Genomic DNA, 11,242 nt, shown 5'->3' on the forward strand with positions numbered 1-11,242 from the left:
TCCACTTCTCAACATCGATATTAGACGAAGCGGGTGCTGGAGCGTCACGGCCGGCGTTTGGCGGCTGCGACCAACGGCGCTCCCCAACGCGTGTCGGGCTGACTGCAAGGGCCGCTACACACTGGTTGGCAAGATAGGAGCCCGATATCACTATCGCCTAACCAGACACAATGTCCAAACTTACTGCCATCCGGTTCAAAAAGACGAGTCTCCAGCTTGGGTTTGCACTAAATACTCGAACTTGAGTGAGGCCCGCTGGCTAAGTCTTAGACGACCCTTCCGCTGGAAGCCAATATCCCGTTTCGCCTCTGTTTGCCGCTACCTCTGATACCTTATCCGATGATTGATATGGCTAATACAAATAGGAATTCTCTCAAACTGGGCCTTTCTAACCTTTAAACAATTGAGAGGGACGAAGATGATCGGGATAAGCATGCTCGGAGCCGGATTTATGGGCGAGATGCATTCGCTCAGCTATAGTACAGTGCATCGTGCTAAGATAGAGCCTCACAGAAAGGCGCGACTAATCACACTGGCAGATACCGACGTGGCCCTCGCCGAAAAGCTGCGACGTCGGTACGACTGGGAAGAGGTCACCGCAGATTGGAACGTGGCGATCGAACATCCGGACGCGCAGTTGTTCATAAACGCGGGTCCTAACGACGTTCACGCCGCACCCACGATTGCTGCGGCTAAACGAGGTAAGCACCTATTCTCGGAAAAACCGCTAGGGCGTAACGCCGACGAGGCACACCAGATCTGGGCCGCAGCAGAGCAGGCAGAGGTTGTGCACATGTGTGCCTTCGTCCATCGCTTTGTCCCCGCGCTGCAGCTAATGCGCGAGATGATCGCGTCCGGTGAGGTCGGGACGATCCGTCATTTCCGCAGTAACTTCCTTATGGATATGCAACATCCAGACGAAAGCCTATCGTGGCGCTACAGCACAGATCGTGCGGGCGGAGGAGCCACCGGTGACCTTGGCTCGCATCACATCGATCAAGCCCGCTTCCTGGTTGGTGAGGTGCGTCGGGTGAAGGCAATGACCAGGACCTGGAGTAAGGACAAGAACAGCCAACTCCATGACGTTAATGATGACTGGTTTCTCGCAGGCGCGGAGCTCGATAACGGCGCGACGGCGAGTTTTGAGGCTTCGCGGGTAGCCGAAGGTCATCAACTCACGGGTCGAATTGAGGTTGACGGCACACGCGGCACGCTTCGCTGGGAAATGGAGCGGCTAAGTGAACTGTATTTCTCGGAGCCCGGAAAGGGCCCCCGCCGCATTATGGTCGTATCGCCGAATCACCCGTACAGCGACTTCTGGCTACCCGTCGGAATTCAAGGCTCCTTCGCGATTGGCTGGCGCGACTGCTTCTCCCACCAGGCCTACCATATGCTTGCAGCGGTGAGTGGCGCGCGGTCCGCCCCTTTGGGAGCGACTTTCGAAGACGGGTACAGAGTCGCGGAAATCGTTGATGCAATTATCCGTTCCAGTGAGAGTGGACAAAATGAAGAGATTAAATTTCGGGCGTAAAGGGGCCAGAATGAAATGTTTCGTAGTCTCGGCTCGTTCGTGATCGATTGCCGTGCTGGGCGCGTGTTCCCAAATCACCTAGGACCGCAGATGTGGTTCAATCACTTCTTGAACGCTTCGGAAGGCGCATTCGATTAGGAATGCTCGGCCTCCGCGCGAACTCCGTCATAGGGCAGACACGTTTAATCCATGCCGCCGATCGTCAAATTGAACCCCGTCGGATTGAAGTCGTGAACCACAGGCAGTGCCTGCACAAGGAGCACCAAGAATGACCAAGATCGCCATGCTCGGTGCGGGCTTCATCGGCCAGATGCATGCCCTCTCGTTTATGTCAGCTCGGATGACGCGCGACCTTCCGGTCAATCCGGAGCTAACGACGTTGATCGAGACGAGTGCAAACCACGCCTTGGCCGAGAACGTCGCGAAACGCTATGGCTGGACGCGGACCGTATTCGACGACTGGGAAGGCGCCCTCGCTGAAAGAAACCACCAACTTTTCGTAAACGCGGGACCGAACTTCGTCCATGTCAACCCCTCAATCGTTGCGGCGCAAGCGGGCGCCGCCATCTTTAGTGAGAAGCCGCTTGCCTCCACGGCCGACGAGGCGCACAGGCTCTGGAAGGCGGTCGAGCAGGCGGATGTTAAGCACATGTGCGCTTTCGTGCACAGGTTCATCCCGGCCCTCCGGCTTGCGCGTGACATGGTCAAGGCCGGCGAACTCGGTGAGATCTGGGCCTATCGGAGCCAGATGTTGCTCGACATGCGCGAGCCGGACGGCAGGCTGACCTGGCGCTTCATCCGGAATCAGGCGGGCGGCGGCGCGACGGGCGACCTCGGTTCGCACCATATCGATGTGGCGCGCTTCATCGTCGGCGAGGTTGTGGAGGTATCGGGTCGGACGATGACCCGTCTGAAGAACCCGTCGGGCGACGATGCCGCAGTCAACGACGACTCATTCAGCGCTATTGCCGTGCTGGATCAGGGCGCGACCGCGACCTTTGAGGCGTCGCGTGTTTTGGCGGGTCATGCCTTAACCGGCCGCATCGAGATAGACGGCACCAAGGGCACCCTTGCTTTCTCCATGGAGCGGATGAACGAACTGGTGTTCACCGAGCCGAACAAGGGTCCTCGGACGATCATGGTGACGGCCAATACGCATCCCTATGGGCAGTTTTCTCTGCCGGTCGGGATCCAGGGTGCCCATCCTATCGGATGGCACGATGCTTTCACCTTCCAGGCATACCATATGCTGTCGGCGATCGAGCATGGCACGTCGCTCGATCCCGATGCTGCCACCTTCCGGGACGGCTACCGCGTCGCAGAGACGGTGGACGCTATCCTCCGATCGGCGGCGAGCCGGCAGGTCGAGAATGTCCGCTTTAGGAACTGAAGGATGCGCATTGCGCGGTGCGGCGCTCGACAGCGCATCGAATTATAACCAAACGTTTGAGAGAAACAATGGCCAATGAAAATGCGCAATTCCTTCGACTCTTCGGACGACGGATCAGGCTCGGCATGGTGGGCGGCGGTTTTGATTCGATCATCGGGGAGACGCACAGGATCGCGTTCCAGGCTGACGGGCTGTTCGATCTTGTAGCAGGTGCATTCTCGGTAAACGCCGAAGTGTCGACTGCTACCGGGAAGACATTGCTTGTGGCCGATGACCGCAACTATCTCGATTATCATGAAATGGCGGAGCTGGAGGCAGCGAGACCCGACCCGATCGACGCGGTCGTGATAGCGACGCCGCCACATGTCCACAGCGATGTCGCGATCACGTTCCTCAAATGCGGGATACACGTCATTTGTGAAAAGCCCCTGACCCGTACTATGGAACAGGCGCTCCAACTCAAGAAGACTCTCGAAGACACCGGCCGGATCTTCGTACTTACCCATTGCTATTCGGGGTTCCCGATGCCGCGACTCGCCCGTGACCTCGTCGCCTCGGGGGCGCTGGGTCGCTTGAGGATGATCGATTCAGAGTTTGCAAGTGGGGGGGCTGGCGTCGCGCTCGAACCCGACGACCTCTCACAGCGGCATTGGCGCTTCCGGCCAGAAATAGCAGGTCGAGAAGGCATCTTGGGAGAAGTTGGCACTCACGCTTATCATTTGATCCGGTACGTCACGGGTCGAACCCCAAGCCGCCTATCAGCCCGCATGCAAACTTTCGTCGATCGGCGGGAGGTCTTCGACAATGCCTATGTCGATTTGGAATACCCCGATGGAGCGGTCGGCCGCATATGGTCGAGTTATGTTGCGACCGGCAACCAGCACGGACTGTCCTTTCGTATCTTTGGTGACAAGGCTTCTGTGGAATGGCGAGAGGAGGATGCAGAGTACCTCCGCTTCCGTCCACTTCGCGAGCCTGAGGTCCTTTACCGCGCAGGGCAGGAAGGCACGTCAGAATTCGTGAGTCGCTCGGCCCGCTTTCGACCCGGTCATCCCGAGGGCTACATCATGGCTTTTGCAAACCTTTACACTGAGACTGCGTTTGCGATCGGCGCCGTGAAAGCGGGACGATCTCCCGAGCCGTGGCTCAAGAATCTTCCAGGAATCGACGACGGTGTTCTCGGTATGCAGATGATCGAAGGCGCGGCGCGGTCGCAGTCCGCCGGCTCGTCATGGGTTACGCTCTAGTGTCGGGTCGCTTGAGCTTATGGCAAGAGGAATGAGTGTCTATATCGTTACAACGTCTTCTTCTCGGCACATCCGGTCAGATTTCACTGCGACGGATTTAGCAGGCATCGCTCGCAGCGACACAACAACATCGAGGAAGCTACAATGTCGGAGACCGCTACACCGAATGGAGTCCCGTTCGACACCAAGCGTCTCGACGTCTTAATGGAGGAAGACAATCTGGATGCGGTGCTGATCACCTCAAAGCACAACATCCAGTACATGCTCGGTGGCTACCGCTTCTTCTTCTATAGCTTCGCCGATGCGCACGGGCTGAGCCGTTATTTACCGATTTTAATCTACGCGAAAGGTCGGCCGCAAGACACCTCCTACGTCGGCAGCCCGATGGAGAAATACGAGGAGGAGCTCGGCAAGTTCTGGATGTCCGAACTCCATTTTTCGAACATGACCGTCGAGCACTATGCCTCGACCGCCGTTCGCCATCTTCAGCGCCTAGGTCGACCAGTCCGGCGTCTAGGTGTCGAAATGGACTTCCTACCCCATAGTGCCTTCGCCATCCTAAAGGATGGCCTGCCCGAAGCCCAGATCGTCAACGCGAATCTGACCCTGGAAATGCTGCGCGCCGTCAAGACCCCTGGGGAGCTTGCGATCTTGCGCGACGCTTCTGAGAAGGTTGTCGACGCGATGATAGCTACTTTCACCAAGCACGGCGTTGGCTCGACGAAGCACGAGATCATCGCGACACTGAAAAGTGAGGAGACTGCTCGCGGGCTGCACTTCGAGTACGGTCTTGTGAACATTGGCAATTCGTTCAACCGTGCTCCGTCGGCGCAGATTTGGCGGGACGGGGAGGTGCTAGCGCTTGATTCCGGAGGTAATGACAGGGGTTATATCGGCGATCTATGCCGCATGGGTTTTCCCGGCGATCCGGATGACGAGCTTGTCGACTTGCTCGGTCTTGTCGATGAGATCCAGCAAGCCGCTCGCAAACCCATTCGCCCCGGCGCGCGCGGCGGGGACATATATGCCGGGCCGGAGGCAATTCTAGCCCGTTCGCCGCACCGCGAGCAGCTTGATTTCGTCGCGCATGGCATGGGGATCGTCGGGCACGAGGCACCATGGCTGAGCGACCGGAGCCCAGTGCCGTACCCGGCTCACCACGCTGACAAGTCGCTGGACGCCGGGATGGTGATCTCCATTGAGACGACGCTGTCGCACCCTCGCCGTGGCTTCATCAAGCTTGAGGACACGGTGGCGGTGACGCCGGAAGGATGGGAGGCCTTTGGCGACTATGGTCGTGGATGGAACAATGCGCGAACATGATGGCCTGCAAATTCGTCGACCTAGGTTTGATTAAGGAATGTGGAAATGAAGGCAGTTCGATTTTACGGGAAAGAGGACGTTCGTGTAGAGGATACATCTCCCCCGGGAGCGCCAGGGAGTAAGCAGGTAGTTGTCAAACCATTGGTTTGTGGAATTTGTGGCACTGACCTTCACGAGTACGCGGCTGGCCCAATACATACTCCACTTCACAAGCATGCCTTTACCGGCGCAGTCTTGCCTCAAATTCTTGGCCACGAGTTCTCAGCGACGGTGACGGAGGTCGGGCAGGATGTAACCCGCGTACGCCAGGGCGACCGCGTCTCAATCCAGCCCTTGATTATGCCGATGGATGACTACTACAGCCGACGCGGTCTCAACCATTTAAGCCCAAGGATGGCCACCGCTGGTCTAAATTACCCATGGGGTGGCTTGGGCGAATATGCGATCGTGAACGATTACAATGTCAATAAATTGCCTGACTCAGTAGACGATCAACAAGGGGCACTTGTCGAGCCGGCCGCGGTAGCATTGAATGCCGTCGAGCGCGCGAAAGTACATGGCGGCAGCTCTGTTTTTATTGCTGGTGGCGGACCGATTGGCGCACTGTCGGCACTGGCGTCTGCAGCGCTTGGTGCATCGACGATCTTCGTAAGTGAGCCCAACGCACAGCGACGTAAGCAAATTGAGGCGCTCGGGGTCACGACGATGGTTATTGACCCTAAAAGCGAAGACATTTTTGAACTTCTACGTGAGAAAACCGAGGAGGGAGTTGGCGTAGATTCTGCCGTCGAGTGCTCGGGCACTGAGGCCGGCCTAAATGCCTGCTGCGGTGTCGTGCGTAACCATGGAACGGTCACGCAAGTGGGTCTTCATGTGAGGAAGGCGCTCGTCGACCCAGCTTTATGGGCTCAGAAAGATCTTACAATCGAGGCCACGTGGGGGTACCCGATTACAATCTGGCCCCGAATTATTGGCATGATTGAGCGCGGCATCTTCCCGGTGCAGAAAATCGTAACGAGTCAGATTCCGGCTGATTTGATCGTAGAGCACGGCTTCAAGAGACTGCTCGATCCAGACAACAATGAGATGAAGGTCTTAGTGAGAATGGGTTAGCTGTGTAGCGGCGCCGCGTCATACTGTGCCACTCGTGGCTCCGGTATCGTCATCTATGCCGCATTTTGGCCGATAACGGTGAAGAGCGCGACACGGGGTGCGCTGGACGGAATCGTATTGGATCCTTGTCTGAAAAATGACCATTGTTGCGAGCGATGCCGACTACTCAACGAGGAGAATACGAGATGAAACTTGGCCTTTTCATGATGCCCCTCCACAGCCCCGAAAGAGATTTCACCGAAATCTTGAAGGAAGATCGTGACGCAATTGTCCTTGCCGACCATCTCGGATACGACGAGGCATGGGTCGGCGAGCATTACTCCTGTAGCACTGAGCCGATAGCCGATCCACTCCAGTTTATGGCTATGGTGGCGGCTAGTACAAGCCGCATTAAGTTCGGCAGCGGCGTAATTAATCTGCCGCAGCACCATCCTGCGCAGGTTGCAGGGAATGTCGCGCAGTTCGATCACCTGGTCGAAGGTAGATACATCATGGGTGTTGGGCCGGGGGGCCTCGGCTCAGACCACGAACTCTTCGAAACATCTGAAAATAATCGCGGGGAAATGATGGTCGAGAGCATCGATATGATCCATGCTATTTGGCGATCTGACCCTCCCTACAAGATCCATGGCAAATATTGGAACGTTGTAATTGAGAAACAGGTGCACGCCCATCTCGGGATCGGTCCAATGCGCAAACCCTACCAGAAGCCTTTTCCACCCATCGCAGTGTCGGCGATGAGCCCGAACTCTAGTACCGCACGCCTGGCCGGTAAGCGTGGTTGGGGCCTAGTATCTGCGCACTTCACACCGGGTAACCAGGTGCGTTCCCATTGGCAAGCCTACAGCGAAGGTGCTGCGGAGGCTGGCGTACGTCCAGAGCGGGCCAATTGGCGCGTCGTGCGGAGCATCCTTTGCACCCAGACCGACGCCGACGCGGCGGCCTATCTCGCCAACGAGACTTGTAGTCCCGGTTGGCATTACAAGTATCTCCGAGATAATCTGGCGACCTTCAACATGACGAAGATCCTGAAATCGGTCGAGGCCATGACCGATGCCGAGCTGACGGTGCCAAACATGTTGGAGAAACTTGTAATCTCGGGGAGCCCTCGCCGAGTGTTGGACAGGCTGATCGCTCTGGCCGACGAAATCGGTGTGTTCGGCACTTTGCTCGTCGCACACAAAGATTGGGACAATGCGATGCTTCACCGCGAGTCAATGCGGTTGATCTCTGAGCAGGTGATGCCACGCCTGAACCAGCATATGGCGACAAAGGCGGCTGATTAGTTCGTGTCTTGATGTGGCGATTGTCATAGACGGCGATGGGCGAATTGTCGATGCGATCGTCGGAACAGTAGCCATCGGCCGCATCGAGTGCCCTGCCACCGTCGACCCCGATGAGCACAGATTAGGATTGCCTTCCACCTTGCCAACCAGTCCCTTCGATAGCCGCGCGAGCCCGGCACTCGGCGCTGTCTCTCCGGCCTTGGGCCCAAGCGCTCTACCAAAACGGGTCGATAACCGGAAGAAGTCGCGAGCCCTATGGCGGGCGTTGTCACGTTAACTGGCTGTGAGCGAACGATCGCGAAATCCGATCGGGGTAGCAAGATCAGGCGGCCTTTCTGACTCACGTCTCCTGCCGCCACGCCCTGAACGCCTCCGCCCTGATTTTTCGATAGCCGTTGGCGGCAATGAGATGACGGCGAGAACGAAAGTGGGAATGGATGAACGAGTGAGCGGATAGGAAGTCTTGGGCTTCACATCGCGATCTCGAACAGCTGCTTCTCGGCTTCTATGCCGCCTACAACACCAGGCGCCAGCGCGCCCTCGATGGAAAAACGGCAGACCAGATCGTTGCCGAACGCCTCAAAACGCAGCCAAAACTCAGCAAACCAAAAAGAGCGTTTCAACAGCGAGCTACTCCATGCGCCGTAACCAACGCTCGCTTCATTGCTGAAACTACAAAGGAGGTCTCACAACCAGACACCTAGTCTAGGCAGGGATGCGCACGCCGCCCATGCCATACCGCCTTCTCAAACTAGCTGAGGTCATGCGTAATCAGGAAAAGATATGGGCTGCTTTGGTCCTCCTGCTCTCAGTCGCGGCCGAAGCCGCGCGGTAGCTCTACGGTCTGAAGGTCGAGATCGCAGATCAGGCACAGAGCGTCCGCCGCTGCACTTTCCGTGGTCCGGCAGAGCGTCCAGCCAAAGCTGAAAATCGGTTTGTTAATATCAGCAATTCTGCCACGGCATCACGCCACCGCTGTGGACGGCTCTGACGATCGACGGGCTTGCCGTAGCGAGGCTTTGCTGCCGCCTCGGAAGGAGACGCCCGATAGCGGGCCTGCTGTGCGCTTGGGTCATCTTGGTGCCCAGCGGCGGCTTTGGTCCTGGGTTCATTCGGTCACCTCCGCCTAATTCGTCACGTGACGAATTGCACTTGGACTTGTCGCCAATGAAGACGCTGGCTGCAGCGGGACCTGACGGGTGATCGCCCAGACAAAACCGATCATCTCGCGGGCAGTGGTAGTTGTGACAACAACACTTTTCTTGCCAGAGGCAACAAGTCGATGATACCTCGCGCTCAGACGCAACTGAGCCTTCCAGGCGATATCGCGGATGCCTATCGGAAGGTCCCGATGCGAGGTTTACCGAACAAATCAGCGTAGAGTAGTAAGACGGCTACCTCGTGTATCCGTGATACGCGGCCTCAGGCGGACTCGGCGTCAACCTGTGCGGCCTTACACCTTGGGTTCAATTCCGCGTTCCCGGCGCCACTCCACCCCTGAGGCAAGTTCATCGGCGAACCGGGCTTTTGCTTGACTCAGAGCATCCCCAATCGCAGCAGATGCTTCGTTAGGGTCAAGCAGGCGCCGGAGCTCGGAGGCGCAATCGTTCGCCTTCTTCTGCCAATGAGCTTCGCGCTCACGCTCCCGGTCGTGACGGAATGCCAGAACGTTCCATAAATAGACCTGAAGCCGGACGAATGCCTTTCTGCGGGGTGCATTGTATTCCTCGGATGTCGAATAAGGAAATGAGTAGCGGCCCGCGATATATGGCATCCGCTACCCCCGTTTGGGCATGCCTTGCAGCGGCGGCAGGCGTAAGCTCATGGGGTTGGCCCAGGTGTGAGTGTGCGAGTCTGCTGCACTGTTAGAGCCGTGACAGCAGCCACGCACAAGTGGCCCAACCCGGCGGGCAACCAATAGAAGATTCGCAGAAAAATCTGGTATCCGGAGGCGGCTCAGTGATCAGATGGCTGTCTCCGTTTTTTGTCCGTCGCTGGTGCGCGTCGGGCGTTCGATGACCCTGGCCTGTCCTCGATCGGGGCAGGAATAGCAAGGACGGTTGTTGATGCGCCGCTTGCGGCCTTGCCCGACCCGCATTTCGACCGGGCGCGCAGCATACTTTCTCGATGACGGTCAGGATCCGCTCTGATGTCGCGCCAAAGCGTTCGCCAGTGCAAATATCGGGGGGAGAGCGTTGCAAGGGCGGCATCGATGCGCCCATATCGGAAAAGGCAGTCATCCGCGAGACTGATGACCAGCGGATTCGACTGCATCCTGTTCTCAAGGTCGGTTCGAAGAAGGGCGTTTACCGCATCTTGCTCGCGCCCGTCCCCGAAGTGATCGGCAAGCAGTGCCAGGGCGATCGCCGCTGAACGACTTTTCCCATGTTCGCAATGCACGGCGATTAAGAGTGACCCGGTGGGGGGACCGTCAAAGAAATGGCGGCCGTCGGCAACACAACGTCCAAATTCGATGGCCTCTGTAACTTGCAGCATTGTCGGCCCTATACGATGGCCAAGCTTCGCAATGGCGATATCGTCGAAGCTCAATCTCAGCAATCTGGCGCTCTCGCCTCGGGTGGCCTGGGCGAGGGCGATTGCTAAGTCTGACGTGGTAGCGTTCGTCGAACCTCGAATAGAAATGACAGCGTCTGCACCTTCAGCGCCTCCTGATTCGACCTCCGTTCTTGAAAGGACTCTGATCCGCATGCTCGGGTTCCTTCCTCGCAATGCAATGACGCCCAGGCTCCCGAGTGCCGAGATCGAAGCCGTGCGCGAGACGGGTCTGTGGCTTACCTGCACCGCGTGATACTGGGCGCTCTGGCGACCTGTCGTTTAAGGAGAAAGGTCCGATGCACAGAGTGATGTTTGGTCACCAACAAGCTCGACGCCGGCACAACGGCCCTACCGAAAATCACGGCTGGCCGGCAGCCCGGCTTTTGCTCGAGCCGAACCCGGGTCTGGGCGTCGCACCTCATCAGCGCGTCCGAGCGTGGCATCGGCCCAACTCGGATCATTCGCGGAGATGCTCAACTGTTGCAGCAGATCGCCGCGGTCGATGAGCTTGCGACAAATCAAGTGCGTGATGGGCACCTCGGCGTGTTCAGTCTCACGCTCAATCCGGCCTTCAGCCACCATAAGACGTGCGCCGATCATCGCCGCTCGATCGCGTCCACCGATGTTCGGATAGACGACCAGATTAGCGACGCCGAACTCATCCTCGAGCGTGATGAAAACGATGCCCTTCGCGGTGCCCGGCCGTTGCCGCATGAGCACGATCCCGGGCAGGCGAATGGAACTGCCCGCGCGTGCCGAGTTGAGGTGTCGGGTGTCGTGATATCCCTGTTTCGAT

Annotated in this window: 9 protein-coding genes and 1 pseudogene; 7 read left to right on the top strand and 3 right to left on the bottom strand. The window is 57.7% G+C overall.

The window, feature by feature from the left end:
- Positions 1–418: 418 nt before the first annotated feature.
- From GSQ83_RS25595 to GSQ83_RS25620, 6 genes are all read left to right on the top strand, one after another.
- The gene (locus GSQ83_RS25595; protein WP_158805715.1) at positions 419–1,531 is read left to right on the top strand and encodes a Gfo/Idh/MocA family protein; all 1,113 of its coding nucleotides are present in this window, start codon (positions 419–421) and stop codon (positions 1,529–1,531) included.
- 268 nt (positions 1,532–1,799) lie between these two features.
- Positions 1,800–2,921 carry a Gfo/Idh/MocA family protein gene (locus GSQ83_RS25600; protein WP_158805716.1) on the top strand — a complete coding sequence of 374 codons (1,122 nt, stop codon included), beginning with the start codon at positions 1,800–1,802 and terminating at the stop codon, positions 2,919–2,921.
- A gap of 17 nt (positions 2,922–2,938) precedes the next feature.
- Complete coding sequence (locus GSQ83_RS25605; RefSeq protein ID WP_216850578.1) at positions 2,939–4,168, top strand: Gfo/Idh/MocA family protein; 1,230 nt, start codon at positions 2,939–2,941, stop codon at positions 4,166–4,168.
- A 144-nt stretch (positions 4,169–4,312) separates the two neighbouring features.
- A complete protein-coding gene (locus GSQ83_RS25610) occupies positions 4,313–5,491 on the top strand; it encodes a Xaa-Pro peptidase family protein (protein ID WP_158805718.1) in 1,179 nt (392 codons plus the stop codon).
- A gap of 45 nt (positions 5,492–5,536) precedes the next feature.
- Positions 5,537–6,604: an alcohol dehydrogenase catalytic domain-containing protein gene (locus tag GSQ83_RS25615; RefSeq protein WP_158805719.1), complete on the top strand. Its 1,068-nt coding sequence runs from the start codon at positions 5,537–5,539 to the stop codon at positions 6,602–6,604.
- A 185-nt stretch (positions 6,605–6,789) separates the two neighbouring features.
- On the top strand, positions 6,790–7,890 hold the full coding sequence (locus GSQ83_RS25620) for an LLM class flavin-dependent oxidoreductase (RefSeq protein WP_158805720.1): 1,101 nt from the start codon (positions 6,790–6,792) through the stop codon (positions 7,888–7,890).
- Positions 7,891–8,360: 470 nt separating this feature from the next.
- Here the strand turns inward: GSQ83_RS25620 and GSQ83_RS25625 are convergent, their stop codons facing one another.
- Together GSQ83_RS25625 and GSQ83_RS25630 are read right to left on the bottom strand one after the other, a co-directional pair.
- Positions 8,361–8,513, bottom strand: coding sequence for a hypothetical protein (locus tag GSQ83_RS25625; RefSeq protein ID WP_158805721.1), 153 nt, complete (start codon positions 8,511–8,513; stop codon positions 8,361–8,363).
- Positions 8,514–9,343: 830 nt separating this feature from the next.
- The gene (locus tag GSQ83_RS25630) at positions 9,344–9,664 is read right to left on the bottom strand and encodes a hypothetical protein (protein WP_158805722.1); all 321 of its coding nucleotides are present in this window, start codon (positions 9,662–9,664) and stop codon (positions 9,344–9,346) included.
- 353 nt (positions 9,665–10,017) lie between these two features.
- Here GSQ83_RS25630 and GSQ83_RS25635 point away from each other — a divergent pair, with 353 nt between their 5' ends.
- Complete coding sequence (locus tag GSQ83_RS25635; protein ID WP_158805723.1) at positions 10,018–10,263, top strand: hypothetical protein; 246 nt, start codon at positions 10,018–10,020, stop codon at positions 10,261–10,263.
- A gap of 531 nt (positions 10,264–10,794) precedes the next feature.
- On the opposite strand, the pseudogene GSQ83_RS25640 reads toward GSQ83_RS25635, so the two are convergent.
- Positions 10,795–11,242 (bottom strand): annotated as a pseudogene (locus tag GSQ83_RS25640) (error-prone DNA polymerase); the annotation flags it as partial.

Origin of the sequence: Acidisoma sp. L85, assembly GCF_009765865.1 — a bacterium.
In the GTDB taxonomy this organism is placed as follows: domain Bacteria; phylum Pseudomonadota; class Alphaproteobacteria; order Acetobacterales; family Acetobacteraceae; genus Acidisoma.